The organism is Methylobacterium sp. CM6246, assembly GCF_054818005.1.
In genome coordinates, this window is sequence record NZ_JBTXKY010000001.1 from 5,800,026 (window position 1) to 5,816,293 (window position 16,268).

Annotated in this window: 14 protein-coding genes; 6 read left to right on the top strand and 8 right to left on the bottom strand. The window is 69.8% G+C overall.

The genetic code is table 11. The features are described from left to right. Positions 1-124 precede the first annotated feature (124 nt). Together ACYQPG_RS28005 and ACYQPG_RS28010 are read left to right on the top strand one after the other, a co-directional pair. Entirely contained in the window at positions 125-913 is a 789-nt protein-coding gene (locus ACYQPG_RS28005; RefSeq protein ID WP_419830744.1) for a class II glutamine amidotransferase, read from the top strand. Positions 914-1,034: 121 nt separating this feature from the next. After that, positions 1,035-2,468: an NAD-dependent succinate-semialdehyde dehydrogenase gene (locus ACYQPG_RS28010; RefSeq protein ID WP_147906293.1), complete on the top strand. Its 1,434-nt coding sequence runs from the start codon at positions 1,035-1,037 to the stop codon at positions 2,466-2,468. A gap of 42 nt (positions 2,469-2,510) precedes the next feature. Here ACYQPG_RS28010 and ACYQPG_RS28015 read toward each other — a convergent pair whose 3' ends face one another. The 4 genes from ACYQPG_RS28015 to ACYQPG_RS28030 all read right to left on the bottom strand — a co-directional run bounded on the left by ACYQPG_RS28015 (position 2,511) and on the right by ACYQPG_RS28030 (position 8,932). Beyond that, the gene (locus tag ACYQPG_RS28015) at positions 2,511-2,717 is read right to left on the bottom strand and encodes a SlyX family protein (protein WP_147897699.1); all 207 of its coding nucleotides are present in this window, start codon (positions 2,715-2,717) and stop codon (positions 2,511-2,513) included. Between the two features lie 60 nt (positions 2,718-2,777). After that, positions 2,778-3,926: a GGDEF domain-containing protein gene (locus ACYQPG_RS28020; RefSeq protein ID WP_419830745.1), complete on the bottom strand. Its 1,149-nt coding sequence runs from the start codon at positions 3,924-3,926 to the stop codon at positions 2,778-2,780. A 212-nt stretch (positions 3,927-4,138) separates the two neighbouring features. Then, complete coding sequence (locus ACYQPG_RS28025; protein ID WP_461232203.1) at positions 4,139-8,233, bottom strand: Pls/PosA family non-ribosomal peptide synthetase; 4,095 nt, start codon at positions 8,231-8,233, stop codon at positions 4,139-4,141. Between the two features lie 111 nt (positions 8,234-8,344). After that, positions 8,345-8,932: a histidine phosphatase family protein gene (locus ACYQPG_RS28030; RefSeq protein WP_147906191.1), complete on the bottom strand. Its 588-nt coding sequence runs from the start codon at positions 8,930-8,932 to the stop codon at positions 8,345-8,347. A gap of 99 nt (positions 8,933-9,031) precedes the next feature. Between ACYQPG_RS28030 and ACYQPG_RS28035 the strand changes: the two genes are divergently transcribed. Beyond that, on the top strand, positions 9,032-10,024 hold the full coding sequence (locus ACYQPG_RS28035) for a polyphosphate kinase 2 family protein (protein WP_147906192.1): 993 nt from the start codon (positions 9,032-9,034) through the stop codon (positions 10,022-10,024). 15 nt (positions 10,025-10,039) lie between these two features. Continuing rightward, complete coding sequence (locus ACYQPG_RS28040; protein WP_461232204.1) at positions 10,040-11,200, top strand: AAA family ATPase; 1,161 nt, start codon at positions 10,040-10,042, stop codon at positions 11,198-11,200. Here ACYQPG_RS28040 and fabI read toward each other — a convergent pair. Both fabI and ACYQPG_RS28050 read right to left on the bottom strand, forming a co-directional pair. Continuing rightward, the gene (gene fabI / locus ACYQPG_RS28045; RefSeq protein ID WP_147906194.1) at positions 11,197-12,021 is read right to left on the bottom strand and encodes an enoyl-ACP reductase FabI; all 825 of its coding nucleotides are present in this window, start codon (positions 12,019-12,021) and stop codon (positions 11,197-11,199) included. The two genes, ACYQPG_RS28040 and fabI, sit on opposite strands and share 4 nt — an antisense overlap. 126 nt (positions 12,022-12,147) lie before the next feature. After that, positions 12,148-13,071 (bottom strand): DnaJ C-terminal domain-containing protein, encoded by a 924-nt coding sequence (locus tag ACYQPG_RS28050; protein WP_147906195.1) that lies wholly within the window; start codon positions 13,069-13,071, stop codon positions 12,148-12,150. A 201-nt stretch (positions 13,072-13,272) separates the two neighbouring features. Between ACYQPG_RS28050 and ACYQPG_RS28055 the strand changes: the two genes are divergently transcribed. Then, positions 13,273-13,659 carry a VOC family protein gene (locus ACYQPG_RS28055; RefSeq protein WP_147937997.1) on the top strand — a complete coding sequence of 129 codons (387 nt, stop codon included), beginning with the start codon at positions 13,273-13,275 and terminating at the stop codon, positions 13,657-13,659. Positions 13,660-13,731: 72 nt separating this feature from the next. Here the strand turns inward: ACYQPG_RS28055 and ACYQPG_RS28060 are convergent, their stop codons facing one another. Together ACYQPG_RS28060 and ACYQPG_RS28065 are read right to left on the bottom strand one after the other, a co-directional pair. After that, positions 13,732-14,544 carry a Crp/Fnr family transcriptional regulator gene (locus ACYQPG_RS28060; protein WP_461232205.1) on the bottom strand — a complete coding sequence of 271 codons (813 nt, stop codon included), beginning with the start codon at positions 14,542-14,544 and terminating at the stop codon, positions 13,732-13,734. A gap of 136 nt (positions 14,545-14,680) precedes the next feature. Beyond that, positions 14,681-15,451, bottom strand: coding sequence for a glycoside hydrolase family 25 protein (locus tag ACYQPG_RS28065; RefSeq protein WP_238261092.1), 771 nt, complete (start codon positions 15,449-15,451; stop codon positions 14,681-14,683). 313 nt (positions 15,452-15,764) lie between these two features. Between ACYQPG_RS28065 and ACYQPG_RS28070 the strand changes: the two genes are divergently transcribed. Beyond that, positions 15,765-16,208 carry a DUF488 domain-containing protein gene (locus tag ACYQPG_RS28070; RefSeq protein ID WP_461232206.1) on the top strand — a complete coding sequence of 148 codons (444 nt, stop codon included), beginning with the start codon at positions 15,765-15,767 and terminating at the stop codon, positions 16,206-16,208. Positions 16,209-16,268 lie beyond the last annotated feature (60 nt).

Sequence of the window (16,268 nt, forward strand, 5' to 3'; positions counted from 1 at the left end):
TGGGTCCCGGTTAAGAAACTGTTCACCCGTGTGGACCGACTGTTAATCTCACGCTTGAGGCGTTTGCCCCATTCCGGGGGACATCGCCTGGATCGTACGGACCAGGGAAGGATCGACGTCCGACATGTGCCGTTTCCTCGCCTATAGCGGTGAGCCGGTCTTTCTCTCGGACCTGGTCTGCGCGCCGACGCATTCGCTGGTGCACCAGTCCCTGCACGCCGACGAAGGGAAAACCGAGACCAACGGCGATGGTTTCGGCATCGGCTGGTACGGCGAGCGTCCCGAGCCCGGCGTCTATCGCGACATCTCCCCGGCCTGGTCGGACGAGAACCTCACCAACCTGTGCGGTCAGGTCCGGGCGCGAACCTTCTTCGCCCACGTGCGCGCCTCGACCGGCACCGCCACCGCCCGGGCGAATTGCCACCCGTTCGTGCATGGGCGGCACCTGTTCATGCACAACGGCCAGATCGGCGGCTACCACCGCATCAAGCGTCGGCTGGAGGCGCTGATTCCGGACGCCTTCTACGATCACCGGCGCGGCAGCACGGATTCCGAGGCGATCTTCCTGCTGGCCCTGGCCAACGGCCTCGAGCAGGATCCTGTCGGCGCGATGGCCCGCACCCTGGAGACGATCCGCGCCCTGATGAAGGAGGCCAACGTCTCCGAGCCGTTGCGCTTCACCGCCCTGCTGACGGATGGCGAGACGCTCACCGCCTATCGGTGGGCCTGCGACGGTCGGCCGCCGAGCCTGTATTACCGCGACGGGCCGGGCGGGATCGTCGTCGTCTCCGAGCCGATCGACGGCTGCCGCGAGGGCTGGCAAGTCGTCCCGAAGGGCGGCACGCTGCGCGCCCGCCACGGCACCGCCACGACCGTGACCGTTCCGGACACCGCCCGCTCCCGGGCCGCCTGACCGGGCTCAGGCCGTCACCGTCGCGGTGCGGCGTCAGCCATGCTCGGAACGGGATTGTCGATCCGCTTCACGTTGCCACATGTCGGCCACGGCCGATCGTGCGGCCGAGCGGGAATTGACGATGTATCCGGATACCGAGCTACACATTGCCGGACGCTGGCGCACGGGCGCCGACCGAGAGACCCTGGGCGTCCTGAATCCGGCCACGGGCGAAACGATCGGCCAATGCGCCGTCGCCACCACGGCGGACCTGGACGAAGCGCTCGCGGCCGCGGCGCGGGCCTTCCCGGCCTGGCGGAAGGTGTCGCCGTTCGAGCGCGGCAAGCTGATGCGCAAGGCCGCCGACCTGCTGCGCAGCCGCGCCGACGAGATCGCCCGCATCATGACCCTGGAGCAGGGCAAGCCGCTGGCCGAGGCGCGCGTCGAGACCCTGGCGGCCGCCGACGTGATCGACTGGTTCGCCGAGGAGGGTAAGCGCGCCTACGGACGCGTCATCCCGGCCCGCGCCGACGGCGTGCTGCAGGCGGTGGTGCGCGAGCCGGTTGGCCCGGTCGCCTGCTTCACGCCCTGGAACTTCCCGATCAACCAGGCGGTCCGCAAGATCTCGGCGGCGCTCTGCACCGGCTGTACGGTGATCCTGAAGGGTCCCGAGGACACGCCGGCGAGTTGCGCGGCGCTGGTCCGCGCATTCCTCGACGCCGGCATCCCGGGCGACGCCCTGTCGCTGGTCTACGGCGACCCGGCGACGATCTCGGCCTACCTGATCCCGCACCCGGTGATCCGCAAGATCTCGTTCACCGGCTCGACGGTGGTCGGCAAGAAGCTTGCAGCGCTGGCCGGCGAGCACATGAAGCGCGCCACCATGGAACTCGGCGGCCACGCTCCGGTGATCGTGTTCGGCGATGCCGACGTGGAGAAGGCCGTGTCGGTCCTGGCCCCATCGAAGTTCCGCAACGCCGGACAGGTCTGCGTGTCGCCGACCCGCTTCCTGGTGCACGATTCGGTGTTCGACCGGTTCGTCGAGGGCTTCACCAGCTACGCCAAGAGCGCGAAGGTCGGCGACGGCCTGGATCCGGACACCAAGATGGGCCCGCTGATCCATGGGCGGCGTCTGGAGGCCATCGAGGCCCTCTCCGCCGACGCCGAAGCGGCCGGAGCGTCGCTGCGGACCGGCGGCAAGCGCATCGGCAACCGCGGCAACTTCTTCGAGCCGACGGTCTTCACCGAGGTGCCGCTGACCGCGCGGATGATGAACGAGGAGCCGTTCGGCCCGGTCGCGATGATCAACCGCTTCTCGGAGGACGAGGAGGCGCTCACCGAGGCCAACCGCCTGCCCTACGGGCTTGCGGCCTACGCCTATACCCGCTCGGCCGAGCGGGCCGCCAAGGTCTCCCACGGGGTGGAGAGCGGGATGATCTCGATCAACCACCACGGTATCGCCCTGCCGGAGACGCCCTTCGGCGGCGTCAAGGAATCCGGCTACGGCAGCGAGGGCGGTTCGGAGGCGCTTGATGCCTACCTGGTGACCAAGTTCGTCACCCAGGCCAACTTCTGACGCCGGCCCGGCGCGTCGCTGCGGGCGGCGTGCCGATGCCGATCAGTAATGCGGCGGCGGCGGCTCGGGCCCGCGCGGTGCGGACCGGGCCGCCGCCTCCTCAACCTGATCGCGCAACGCATCGACCTGGCGGACGAGCCGGTCGATTACCCGCCACTGCTCCGTGACGGTGCGGTTCAGATCCTCGATCGTCGAATCCTGCTCGGTGAGGCGCATCTCCAGGCGGTCGATGCGGGTGGGGTCGTCCATGGCCGGTCTCCAATCCGGCCCGCGATAGCGCATCCGCGGCCGATTACCGACTGCGCCCGCTCAGGCCGCCTGCATCCGTCCGGCCACCACGACCCGGTCGCGCCCGCCGCGCTTGGCGACGTAGAGGGCGGCGTCGGCCCGGCGCATCAGCGCCTCGAAACTGATCCCGTCCCGGGCCTGCGCGATCCCGATGCTGACGCTCACTCGCAGGTCCGGCAATTCCGGCACCGACAGCCCCGCGAAGGTCCGGCGCAACTCCTCCGCACGGGCCAGGGCCTCGGCAGGCGAGACGTCGGGCAGCAGGCAGGCGAACTCCTCGCCGCCGAGCCGGCCGAGCATCGCGTCCCGGGGCAACAGGGACGCGGCCATGGCGCAGAACCCCACCAGCACCGCGTCGCCGACCGCGTGGCCGTGGACGTCGTTGACCGCCTTGAACCGGTCGAGGTCGAACAGCAGCAGCGCCACATCCCGGTGCGTGGCGAGCGTCGCCTCAGCGACCCCCGTGAAGGCCCGGCGATTGGAAATGCCGGTGAGCGGGTCCGTCGCGGCGGCGATGCGCTGCTCGCGCTCGGCTCGTTCCTTCACCAGAGCCATGCAGGTGAAGGCCAGGGCGATCGAGAACAGCAGCGTGACGAAGCACAGGATCGCGACCCAGGGCGAGGTCAACGGGTTCAACCGCGGTGGCGGCGGCGCGAGCAGGGTCGATGGAATCCGCAGCAGGTAGAAGGCGGCGTGCAAGCCCAGCGTGGTCTCGGCCGCCACGCGCGACGCGAGACGCTCCTTGCGCCCCCGCCAGAACTCCACGGCCGCATCGCCTGTGTAGAGCGCCGCCACCGCGGACGCGTACGCGATCCGGGCCTCGATCGATCCATAGAAGGCCGGAAGGAGGCAGAACACGCACCAGATCGCCGCGCCCGCGAGCGCCAGACCGATCCGGATCGGTCGCCCCTCGAACGAGCGGACACCGCTCCAGATCAGCCCGTAGGCCGCCAGCACCACGGCGTTGGACACCGCGATGGACACGAGGTCGGGAATCTGGCCGCGCAGGGCGAGGCCGCCGGAGCCGACCGCGCCGAGAATATGCGCCGCGCCCCATAGCGCCAGGGCGCGCGAACCCGGCGCCTGCCGCCACGACAGAACGAACAGCGTGCCGACCAGCAAGGTCATCACGGAACTGACGATCAGCAGGGTGGCTGGATCGAGATGCACGGCTTTCTATCAGTCTCCGATACTGAAGATAGCATAAGCCGCACGGTATTGACCGGCTCACGAGGCTTGAGCCGGCTTAATTCGCAGCAGCGCGACGAAAATACCGCGCGGTTGTTTACGATTCGGCAAGGTGGATATCGGCGGCGATGACGACAGTCGCTTCCTCGCGCGTCCCAGGGCTCGTTTCAGGCGCCCCGGATTGACGCGGCGACCTATCCGGCCGCCCGTTGCTCGTCGCGCGCCGCGTGGATCACCGGCACCGCCGGGGCGCCTTCCCACTCCGTGTTGGCGGGGATCGACTCGCCCTTCATCACGATGGTGAGCGGGCGCAGCCGTGCGTAGTCGCCGACCTTGGTGTCGTACAGGACCGTCGCGAAGGCGCCGACCGAGACGCCGCGCCCGACCACGACGCGGCCGATCTTCATGATCCGGTCCTCGTACAGATGAGTTTGCAGCGCGGAGACGCGGTTGATCGTGGCGTAGTCGCCGATCGACACGCAGTCGAACTCGGTGATGTCGGTGGTGAGCATGCACACGCCCTTCCCGATCTTCACGCCGAACAACCGCAGGGCCCAGGGCAGGAACGGCGTGCCCTGGAGGTGCTCGAGCAGCACCTTGCCGGCCAACCCCCAATAAGCCACCGCGATCGCCTCGGTGCGCATCGCCCACCAGGACCACATCGGCTGCATGCCGGGCTTGTAGACGCCCATCAGCAGCCACTTCATCGCGATGACCGCGGCGGACTGGATCAGCGCGATGCAGACGCTGGCGGTCACGAAGCTGACGGCCAGACCGGTCCAGTCCTTCTCCAGGATGGCCGGGTAGAAATACCAGTCGATCACGGTGATCGCCAGGGTGATGTAGAGCATCGGCGAGAACGAAGTCGCGAAGGCCTCGAACACGCCGCGCCGGATCTTCGGCCACATCCCGGGTTCGTAGGTCTGCGCGGTCGATCCGAGATCGACCTTCTGGCGGGCCGGCAGCCGGATCGGCGGCGAGCCGAACCAGGTCTCGCCGGGGCTCATCGCGTCGTTGGCCGGCGGCTTCGACTTGATGCCGATCAGCACGTCGTCCGGGATGACCGCGCCGGGGGGGACCACGGCATCGTTGCCGACGAAGACCCGTGCGCCGGTGCGGGCGGCCTCGAGATGCATCCAGCCGCGCCGGACCTCCTCCTCGCCGTACACGACCTCGTCGGCGATGAAGTTCTTCGCGCCGACCTCGGCGAGGTCGTAGCGGCCGGCGAGGTTGGTCGAGATCTCGGCGCCGTGGCCCATGTTGGCGCCCATCAGCCGGTACCACGCCCGCATGTAGACCGTGGCGAACAGTGACGAGAGCGTCTCGAGCGTGACCTCGACGGCGAGCGCCAGCGACCACTTGCGCAGGTAGAACAGCGAGTGGACCGAGTAGGTGCCCGAGCGGGTCCGCGGCAGCACGATCCAGCGGATGCCGGCGATCAGCAGCACCGTGCCGGCGGTCATCAGCATGGCGGTGGGCCAGGTGAGGATCGGCAGGTACCAGTGATAGTCGACATCGGTGATGTCGGAGAGCGAATCCGAGATCTGGTCGAAGATGAAGAAGGCCGGGAAGATCGGCAGCAGGCCGACCGCCGGAATCGCGCCGAGCAGAACGATATAAGCCGCCGCGAAGGCGGCGCGGCGGGCCCACGAGGCCTCGGAGGCGGCCGGCAGGTCGGCCGTGTTCGCCATCCCGACCTTGCGGCCGGGCGAGCCGTCCCAGATCTCCGCGGGCCCGACCCGGGTGCCGGTCGGGATCGTGGTCAGGTCGGCGATCTCGGCCTGCGCGCCGATCACCGTGTCGTGGCTGAGCACGCAGGAGGTGCCGACCGCCGCGTCGGCGCCGATCTCGACCGTGCCGATCACCAGCTCGTTGCCGACGATCTCGGCATTGGCGATGACGAGGCGACCGCCCAGCGAGGCGCCGTCGCCGATGGTCAGCAGGTCGGGGGCGCCGATCTCGATATCGGAGACCAGCGCGTCGTGGCCGACCTTCGCGCCCATCAGCCGGAGGTAGACCGAGATCGCCGGCGAGCCCTGAAGCCACTTCACGTGGACGAGGGGGGCGAGGCGCTGGGTCAGCCACCAGCGGTAGTAGTAAGCGCCCCAGAGCGGGTATCGGCCCGGCTTGGTCCTGCCGAGGATCAGCCACTTGCCCGCCACCGCGACCACCGCGGTCACGCCGTTGATCGCGATGTAGACGAGCAGCAGCACGCCGAGTTCGGCGAAGAAGCTTAGGCCGCCGCCGGTGAGCAGCAGGTAGGTCACGAACATGCCGAGCCACTGCGCGGTGGCGAGCGCGATCACGAAGGGCAGCGCGATTAGCTGGCCGAGGCCGCACAGGGCCCGGCGCAACAGCGGCGGCGGTTCGAAGCTCAGGTCGCGGATCGCAGCCGCCGCGCCCATGCCGCCGGTGCGCGCGATCAGCGCGTCGGCCATCGCCCGCATGGTGCGCAGGGCGTAGACGTCCGGCAGCGTAATGCCGGCGAGCGCGGGCGCCTCGCGGACTGCGGACACGAAGCGGGCGGCGAGCAGGGAATGGCCGCCGAGATCGGCGAAGAAATCGCCCTCGAGCGGGATCGGCTGGTTGCCGAAGACCTGCTTGGCCGCGGCGACCAAAGCCGCTTCGGTCTCGTTGGCCGGGGGCTCCTGCTCGCCATCGGCGGATGCGACCGTGAGCGGGGCGATCTTCAGGGCCTTGCGATCGACCTTGCCGGAGGTCAGCCGCGGCAGGGTCTCGGCCAGCTCGAAATGGCCGGGCACCATGTAGGGCGGCATCTGGCCGGCCAGCGTCCGGCGCAGGGCGGCGGTATCCACCGTCCGCCCGCGTTCGGGGATCAGGAATGCCACGAGCCGGTCGACGCCGTCGTCCTGGCGCAGCACCACGGCGGCCTGGTTGATGTCGGGCACGCTGCGGATCCGCGACTCGATCTCGCCGAGTTCGACCCGGAAGCCGCGGATCTTCACCTGGTCGTCGATGCGGCCGTGGAACAGGATCCGCCCGCCGGCATCCAGCGAGACCGCATCGCCCGAGCGGTAGAGGATCGGGTCGGTCCCGTCCGAGGCGAACGGGTTGGCGATGAACTTTTCGGCGGTCAGCTCGGGCCGCGCGAGATAGCCGCGGGCCACCCCGGGCCCGCCGATCAGCAGCTCGCCCTGTAGATCGCGCCCGAGCAGGCTCAGATCCTCGCCCGCGACGTAGACCGAATAGTTCGGGATCGGTCCCCCGATGGTCACCGGCTCGCCGGGCCGCATCTCGGCCGCGGTGGCGACCACGGTCGCCTCGGTCGGCCCGTACGTGTTGAAGAGCTGGCGCGCGCCGGTCGCCCAGCGGCCGACCAGCGGCTCCGGCAGCGCTTCGCCACCGAGCAGCACGAGGCGCACGGTCGGCAGGTCGCCGGAGATCATCGCCAGCAGCGTCGGCACGGTATCGAGCACCGTGATCCGCTCGGCTTCGAGAATGCCGGGCAGGGACTCGACGTCGCCCATCATGGCCGGGCTCGCCACGAACAGCGTCGCGCCCACGAGATACGGGACCCAGATCTCCTCCATCGACAGGTCGAAGGCGACCGAGGCGCCCTGGAACACGATGTCGTCGGCGCGCATGCCGTAGAGCGCGTTCCCCGACCGGAGGAAGTGGCAGATGTTGGCGTGGCTGATGACGATGCCCTTGGGCACGCCGGTCGAGCCCGAGGTGTAGATCAGGTAGGCGGGATCCTCCGGCGTCAGGCCGGCGGCGCGGGCATCCGGTACCGGGGCATCCGCGGGTGTCGCCGCGTCGAGATCCGCCGGGGTCAGGGCGGGCGCGGCGTCGGGCGCCGTCGCGGCGAGGGCAGGTGAGACCAGCAGCGCCTTGGCGGCGGCATCCGTGAGACAGACTCCGACCCGGTCGGCCGGCGCCTCGGCGTCGAAGGGCAGCCAGGCGGCGCCCGACAAGGTGATGCCGATCTGGGCGACCAGCAGGTCCGGGCCCCGGGCCATCCACAGGCCGACGACGTCGCCGGGGCCGATGCCGCGGTGGGCGAGGCCGGCGGCGATCCGGCCGGCGCGAGCGGCGACCTCGGCATAGGTCAGGCTCGGATGGACGCCGCCCGCGATCACGCGGGCGCCGTCGACCAGGCAGGGATGCTCCGGCCGGGCGCGGGCTGAATCCAGGAAGATCTCGGCCAGCACCTCGTCGCGGATCAGGTCGGGGCGGTGCGCGCCGCGCAGCACGGCCGCCCCGCCCGCCGGACGCTCATGCGCCTCGGCCGCCGGTCCGGACCGGGTCTTCTCGGCGACGTCGCTCATCCGCTGCTCCGCTGGCCGACCGAACAGATCGGCGCATACCGTGGCGACTGCCCTATAGCCAGCCGATCATGCCGTTATCGAGGCGGCTTTGAACCCTGGGTGAAGGACGGCTTAAGCCCAGCGCCAGCCCGACGGCTCCAGGACCAGCACCTCGCCCTGGCGGATGCCGAGGCGCGGCGCCGCGTAGATGTCGAGATGGCCCAGCGCCACCAGGGCAGCCCGGGCGACGCCGCCGTGGGCGACGATCACGGCATCCCGCTCGAGCCCGGACAGAACCGGCCCGACCCGCTCCACGAGCGCGGCATAGCTCTCGCCACCCTGGCCGGGCGGACGGTGGTTCCAGCGCTCGCGGTCGCGGGCCGAAGCGCCCCCCGGGTCACGGCGGCGGATCTCGGCCCAGGTCGAGCCCTCCCAGTTGCCGAAGCCGATCTCCCTCAGCCGGGGATCGGTGCGGTACGCCTCCGCCGGCAGGCCCAGCGTCGTGCGCAGGATCTCCATGGTCCGCCGGGTGCGCTTGAGCGGGCTCGCCAGGAACTCCGCCTCCGCCACACCCGCCCCCGCCACCGCGGTCAGCCGCGCGGCCACGGCGACGGCCTGCGCCTCCCCGTGCGGGTTGAGATCGATGTCGCGACTGCCCTGCAGGCGGCCCTCGGCGTTCCAGGCGGTCTGGCCGTGGCGGATGAAATAGATCGTGGCCAACCGTCTCAAAATCCTGTCGCTGTGCAGGCGCCCGGAACGGCCGGGCGTGCCAACCGTTCTGGGCGTTCGTCGGCAAAGCCCCTCGATAAGGTCCTGCCCATGTCTAAGAAGCACGGCAAGCATCTTCCCGGCCAGTCGCAGGACGGGGGCGTGACAGACGCCCCCGATCGGCACCAGGCCGCCCGGGCGCGGGTGCCCTCGACCGCCGTCTGGGCCGGTGCGGCCGATGCGATCGCCGGGGCGGTCCCGGCGGCCCTGGGCGGCCATCGGCCGGCCCCGATCCGGGTCGCACCGGGGATCGTGGCTGTCGAGCCCGGAATGCGGATCGACCTGACGGCCGTCGACGCCGACGCCGATGGCGGCCTCGACAAGGTCTGGGCCAAGGACGCCCTCGGCCGGGAGCGCGAGCGGATCAGCGCCCTGCAGGAGCGGCTGTATGCCGAGCGCGCCCGCAGCCTGCTGCTGGTGTTCCAAGCGATCGATACCGGCGGCAAGGACGGGACGATCCGGTCGGTGCTAAAGGGCGTGAACCCGCAGGGTTGCACGGTGTCGTCGTTCAAGGTGCCGTCGAGCGACGAGCTCGATCACGATTTCCTGTGGCGCTACCACGCCAAGACGCCGGGGCGCGGCATGATCGGTGTGTTCAACCGCAGCCATTACGAGGACGTCCTCGTGGTGCGGGTAAAGGAGCTGGTGCCCGACCCGGTCTGGCAGGGCCGCTACCGGCTGATCAATGATTTCGAGCGGCTGCTCACCGAGTCCGGCACGGTGGTGATCAAGTTCTTCCTGCACATCTCCAGGGACGAGCAGAAGAAGCGCCTGGAAGCCCGGATCGCCGACCCGGAGAAGCACTGGAAATTCGACCCCGCCGACCTCGTCGAGCGGAAAGCCTGGGACGCCTACCAGCAGGCCTTCGCCGACGCGCTCTCGCAATGCTCGACGCCGCGCGCGCCGTGGCTTGTGGTGCCGGCCAACCACAAGTGGTTCCGCAACTACGTGATTGCCCGAACGATCGCAGATACGCTGGAGGCGATGGACCCACGATTCCCGAAGGCCGCGAAGGGAATCGCCGATCTGAAGGTCCCGAACTGATCCAAGGGGTGCCGCATGCTGGTGGTTCGGGAGGTCGCGGTCTCGGGCTACCGCTCGCTCCGGCGGATCGGCTTCCCGGTGGACGACCTGTCGGTGTTCGTGGGCGGCAACGGCACCGGCAAGACCAACCTGTATCGCGGCCTCGAACTGCTTCAGGACGCGGCCCGGGGGACGCTCACCCGCGCGCTCGCCGTAGAGGGCGGGATGGATTCGGCGCTCTGGGCGGGGCGTCGGCGGCACGGCGAGGCGGCCCGGATCCGCCTGTCAGCCAGCCTGCACGATGACGGAACCGGGCAGGCGTTCACCTATGCGGTCGAACTCGGGCTCGTGCAGCAGGCCGGCGGCACTACCTACGGCGCCGCTTTCCGCAAGGAACCGCAGGTGAAGGCCGAGCGGTTGACCGTCCGGACCGGCCCCCGCACGGCGGTCATCCTCGACCGCGACGGCCGGACCGGCTTCGCCCGCGACGAGGAGGGGCGCAAACGGCCGCTGGCCCTGGATCTGCTGCCCACCGAAACCGCGCTCGGCACCTTCCTGGACGCGACGCGTCACCCGGAGATCGCCTTGGTTCGGCTCGCCATGACGGCTTGGCGCTTCCACCATGATTTTCGGACCGATGCCGAGTCGCCGCTCCGCCGCCCGTGCCTGGCAGTGACGACGCCGACCCTCGCCTCGGACGGGTCCGACCTCGCTGCCGTGTTCGCCACCCTGGCCCATATCCGGCAGGACACGGGCGATCTCGATATGGCGCTAGACGGCGCCTTCCCGGGCGCCCGGCTCGTGGTGCCGGAGCCGGGGCGCGAGGCGAGCTTCGGCGTCACCTTCCCGGACTTCCCGGGCCGCACCTTCGCGGCCTCGGAACTGTCGGACGGGACGCTGCGCTACCTCGCCCTCACCGGAGCGCTGCTGGCCTACAGGCTGCCGCCCTTCATCGCATTGAACGAGCCGGAATCGAGCCTGCACCCGGATCTGATGGAACCGCTCGCCCGGATGATCGCCCGGGCCGCCGAGCGCACCCAGATCTGGTTGGTCACGCATTCCGAGCGGCTGGCGGACGGGATCGCGACCCATGGGGGCGCCAGGCCGCGGACGGTCATCAAGCGCGACGGCGAGACCTGGATCGGCGGGCTAACCCTTTCAGGTGAATTCGCGGACACGGACGACGACGAAGATTAATCTTTGTCGAGGGTCAGGTCCGGCGCATCGGGGCTCTTCATGCCGACGACGTGGTAGCCCGCATCCACGTGCAGGATCTCGCCGGTCATGCCCGCGGCCATGTCGGAGATCAGGTAGGCGGCGGTCTCGCCGACCTCACCGATGGTCACGGTTCGGCGCAGGGGCGCGTTGTACTCGTTCCACTTCAGAATGTAGCGGAAGTCGCCGATTCCCGAGGCCGCCAGGGTCTTGATCGGGCCGGCCGAGATCGCGTTGACGCGGATGTTCTTCGGCCCGAGATCGGCCGCGAGATAGCGCACCGAGGCTTCGAGCGCCGCCTTGGCCACGCCCATGACGTTGTAGTGCGGCATCCACTTCTCGGCGCCGTAATAGGTCAGCGTCACCAGGGAACCGCCCGGGCGCATGATCCTCTCGGCGCGCTGGGCCACCGCCGTGAACGAGTAGCACGAGACCAGGAGCGACTTGGTGAAGTTCTCCTCGGATGTCTCGAGGTAGCGGCCGGTCAGCTCGTCCTTGTCGGAAAAGGCGATGCAGTGGATGACGAAGTCGATGCCCTCGGGGAAGACCCGGGCGGCCTCCGCGAACACGGCGTCGATGGTCGCCGCCTCGGTCACGTCGCAATGCCCGATGACGTGGGCGTCGAGTTCCTTGGCCAAGGGCTCGACCCGCTTGCGCAGGGCGTCGCCCTGATAGGTGAACGCGAGCTCGGCCCCGTGCGCGCGGGCGCTGCGGGCGATGCCCCAGGCGATCGAGCGGTTGTTGGCGACACCGAGCACGAGGCCCCGCTTGCCCGCCAGAATGCCCTGCCCGTGTTCCGCCATGATCGATCCTGGAAACCTCTCGGCCCCTTGCGGCACCGGGGGTCTCCTTAACGGAGCCCGCTCGGAGACGGAAGTGCGCACCCGGCCGCCGGGCGACCGGGCGCGGGGCGCCTGTTACGCAGCGTTCTACGCCACCTTGGCGCGTCGGTTCCTGGCGAACTCGATGAGCGCGGGATCCTCGCTATCCGGCAGGGTGATCGCCGTGGTGGCGAGCAGGTCGCCGCGGGTGCCGTCCTTCTTGGGAAGGCCCTTGCCGCGCAACCGGAACGTGCGGCCCGAACTCGTCATCGGCGGCATCTTCATCTCGACCGCGCCGGTCAGGGTCGGCACCCGGATCGTGCCGCCGAGCACGGCGTCCTCCAGCGGCACCTCGACGCTGACCTTCAGGTCGGCCCCCTCGACGGTGAAGCGGGGATGCGGCCGGACCCGGATGGTCAGCAGGGCGTCGCCGGGCTCGCCGCGGGGGCCGGCGCTCTGGCCAAGGCCACGAAGCCGAATGGTCTGGCCATCCTCGACGCCCCGGGGGATCACCACGTCGACCTCCCGGCCCGTGGGCAGGGCGAGGCGCAGCTTTTCTTCGCTGGCGACCTGCTCCAGGCTCACGGACAGCTCGGCCGCGACATCCTCGCCCTTGGCCGCCTGGCGCTGGCCGGGCCCGGCACCGCCCGCGCGGAACGCCTCACCGAAGATGTGCGAGAAGATGTCCTCGCCCATCCCGCCGCCGCCCATTCCGCCTTGCCGGCTGCGGGCCATGTTCTCGAAATCGAACCCGCTCGACCGGCCGCCGCCGAAGCCGCCCGAGAACCCTTCGAAGCCGCTGGCGCGCGGCTTGCCGTCGCCGTCGATCTCGCCGCGGTCGAACTGCTTGCGCTTCTCGGAATCGCCCAGGATCTCGTAGGCCGAGTTCGCCTCGGCGAACCGGTCCTTGGCCTTCACGTCGTTCTTGTTGCGGTCGGGGTGGAAGTCCTTGGCGAGCTTGCGATAAGCCTTCTTGATGTCGGCTTCGCTCGCTCCCTTGGCCACGCCCAGCACGTCGTAGGGATTGCGCATCGGTCTCTTGAGGCTGTGCGGTGGGGTATCCACCCGGATGTGGGAAGGCTGTTGCATCCCTGCAACGGTCATGGCCGCGAAAGTCTGCGGGTTCGGGCGCTGCGTCAAGCGGTGGATCTCGCTCCGGAGCGCGCGACCGCATAACCTGGACGCGTGACGCCATCACCGGCGCGACGGCAGCGGGCCGCGGAAGGAAATCCGATGCAGTATGCCTGTGACCACGTCCATCTGCGCAGCCGCGACGCCGTGAAGGCCGGAGCCTTCTACGTGGAGACGTTCGGGGCCACGGAGGTGGAGCGCGTCGGAGCCGATCCCGTGCAGCGCATGGTGCTCGACCTCGGCGGCCTGACCGTCTTCATCGAGCAGGCACCCTCCGAGACCGCCCCCGCCACGCAGACGCCCTGCCTCGGCATCGAGCATATCGGTCTGCGCGTCGCCGACATCGACGCCGCCATGGCCGAACTCGTAGGCCGCGGCGTCACCGTGCGGATGCCCATCACCGAGCGCGGCCAGGGCGTGCGGATCGCCTTCGTGGAAGGTCCGGACGGGGCGCTGATCGAGATTCTGGAGCGCCGCGCGGCTGCCTGACACCGCGCTCACGGGGCGGCAGCTTCGACGGGTGTCGGGCCGCGCCCGAGCCCCGCGGATGTCGGGATCGGTTCAGCGCCGGGGGCTGCCGTGCAGGGCCAGGGCGGGCTCCCGGTCGCCCTCGGCGAGGGACGGCGGCTCGATCCGGTCGAAGCCGTCCGCGCTGTAGACCGCGCCGAGCACCGTCTTGAAATGGCGCTGCACCCGGGCGTGGCACTCGCAAGCCGAGCCCGACATCGCCCGGCGGTCGAGCACCGTGATGCGTCCGCGCCCGACCCGGATCAGGCCCTGGTCCTGAAGCGTCCGCAGGATGCGGGTCAGGTAGGTGCGCTGGACGCCGAGCATCGAGGCCAGCAATTCGTGGGTGATTGGCAGGGTGTCGCCTCCGATCCGGTCCTGTAGCGTCAGGAGCCAACGCAGGCAGCGCTGCTCGATCGGATGGAGGGCGTTGCAGGCGGCGGCCTGCAGCACCTGCGCCAGGAGGCAGTCGCCGTAGCGTGCGAACAGGTTGCGGACCTCGGGGGATCGGCGCTTGGCGTCCTGGAGCCGGTCGGCCTTCAGGCGCAGCATCGGCCCGCCGATCTGCACGATCGCCTCGGTGGATGCCGGCACCCGGCCCGCGCTGACGATGCCGCCGACGGCTCCCTCGCGACCGATGCTCGCGGTCTCGGCGCAGCGCCCGTCCCGGGTGCCGATGATCAGCGCCACGACGGTTTGGTCGCAGGGGAAGGTGATGTGCGCCACCTCCGTGCCGGCCTCGAACACGATCGCCCCCTTGTCGCAGGAGACCCGCTCGAGATGGGGGACGATCAGCGCGCGGTGGGACTCCCGGAGCGCGTCGAGGAGCAGGTTGCCCGTGAGGGAAGCAGCGAGGTCAGCGGGCATGCAGGTCGGGGACCGTGGAACGGGAGGCGTCCGAAAGGAACCTCGTCGGGCGGCCCGCTTGCTAGCGGGCGAATCCGACACGCTTATATCCCGCCCCCTGACCTGGAACCAACCTAAGTCTATCCGGCCCGATCATTTATTTGTCGGTGCAAAGACCCTGTTCCGAAAGCCGCCGGTGCTCGCGCGGGTCGCAATCGGTCGACAGGAACGAGGCCCAGTCGGACGGCGTGCCGTAGAAAGCGTTGCGGTCGACGTCGCCCTGCACCCCGGGGACGCGCCCGGTGGAGGTGAATTGCCACAGCATCCACTTCCGGTTGACGAAGCGCTGCTCCGGCTCGGCCGCGGTGGAGCGCAGCCAGTGCGGGTAGTCGGGCAGTTCGCCTTCCAGCACGTCCTTGTGGAAGGTGATGTCGGTGTAGATGATCGGGCGCTTGCCGGTGTAGCGCTCCATCTCTTCCAGCATCTCCGTGACCATCGCGAGAGCCTGCGCCTTGGGCAGCTTCTTCGGGCAGGTCTGCGAATGGCCGTTCCACTCCACGTCGAGCACCGGCGGCAGGGCCGTCGGGTCGTTCGGCACGTTGCGCTTGAACCACTCCATCTGGTCCCGGGCGGAGCGGCACCAGAACACGAAGTGGTAGGCGCCCCGCGGCACGCCGGCCTTGGCGGCGTTGTCCCAGTTGGTCCGGAAGCGCTCGTCGACGTGGTCGCCGCCCTCTGTCGCCTTGATGAAGGCGAACTGAGTGCCGGCGGCCCGGACCGAGGCCCAGTCGACGTTGCCCTGCCATTTCGAGATGTCGATGCCCTGGATCGGGTGCTGCTTGGCTTTGGCCACGCCCGGATGGGGCTTGGCGTCACCCTTGGTCGGGTAGAAATTCGTGTTCGACGCGCACGCGGCCAAGCCGGCCATCACCGCGACGGCCAGCACCCGGGCAGCGACGCGCCGAACGCTTCTCAACCGGCCGGCACCCCGAATCGCCGAAGCGGACGGACCCTGCGAAAGCTTGTTATCTCGCACCATCAGTGTTCAGCCCGCCACCGAAGAAGCGCCAAAGTCAGGCGTAATCGATGGGCCCGGCGCAGTTAACGGAGCTTTGCGAACATTGCGGCGGAATTCCGAGATGCGTGTCGCTGCCGCGACATACGGTATCGATCCCCGGTTGGTTCACAGGCCCTGATCCGGCTAAGTGCCAGTCCCGCAACGCGAGTCCCGTCACGGTCCCGTGAGCAAGCAATTATTCACCATAGGTTACGAAGGGCTCGACCCGGAGCGCCTTACGGATGCGCTGCGCTCGGCGGGCGTGGCCGTGCTGGCCGACGTGCGGGCGGTGGCGAACTCGCGCAAGCGCGGCTTCTCGAAAGGCGCGCTCGGAACGGGGCTCACCGAGGCGGGTCTCGGCTACGCGCATCTGCGCAGCCTCGGCACGCCGAAGGCCGGCCGCGAGGCGGCCCGGGCGGACGACGCGGAGCTGATGCGCAGGATCTACTGTGAAGAGGTGCTCGACACGGGCGCCGGCGGAATAGCCCTGGACGAACTCGCCGCCATGGCGGCCGCCGCCCCGACCTGCCTGCTGTGCTTCGAGCGGGACCCGGCCCGCTGCCACCGCCGGGTCCTGGCCGAACGGCTCGCGGACCGGGGCTTTGCCGTCACCGACCTGTTCGGCTGACTCTCCGCCGGCTCTGGCCGTCGCACAGAAATGAACCGCGCGCGCTTTCCCGGATGCCCG

Coding starts and splice junctions, on each gene's coding strand:
- ACYQPG_RS28015 (WP_147897699.1), bottom strand. CDS start 2,717: ATGGACGACCCCACCCGCATCGACCGCCTGGAGATGCGCCTCACCGAG.
- ACYQPG_RS28035 (WP_147906192.1), top strand. CDS start 9,032: ATGTCTAAGAAGCACGGCAAGCATCTTCCCGGCCAGTCGCAGGACGGG.
- ACYQPG_RS28010 (WP_147906293.1), top strand. CDS start 1,035: ATGTATCCGGATACCGAGCTACACATTGCCGGACGCTGGCGCACGGGC.
- ACYQPG_RS28005 (WP_419830744.1), top strand. CDS start 125: ATGTGCCGTTTCCTCGCCTATAGCGGTGAGCCGGTCTTTCTCTCGGAC.
- ACYQPG_RS28055 (WP_147937997.1), top strand. CDS start 13,273: ATGCAGTATGCCTGTGACCACGTCCATCTGCGCAGCCGCGACGCCGTG.
- ACYQPG_RS28065 (WP_238261092.1), bottom strand. CDS start 15,451: ATGGCCGGCTTGGCCGCGTGCGCGTCGAACACGAATTTCTACCCGACC.
- fabI (WP_147906194.1), bottom strand. CDS start 12,021: ATGGCGGAACACGGGCAGGGCATTCTGGCGGGCAAGCGGGGCCTCGTG.
- ACYQPG_RS28040 (WP_461232204.1), top strand. CDS start 10,040: ATGCTGGTGGTTCGGGAGGTCGCGGTCTCGGGCTACCGCTCGCTCCGG.
- ACYQPG_RS28050 (WP_147906195.1), bottom strand. CDS start 13,071: ATGCGCAATCCCTACGACGTGCTGGGCGTGGCCAAGGGAGCGAGCGAA.
- ACYQPG_RS28060 (WP_461232205.1), bottom strand. CDS start 14,544: ATGCCCGCTGACCTCGCTGCTTCCCTCACGGGCAACCTGCTCCTCGAC.
- ACYQPG_RS28025 (WP_461232203.1), bottom strand. CDS start 8,233: ATGAGCGACGTCGCCGAGAAGACCCGGTCCGGACCGGCGGCCGAGGCG.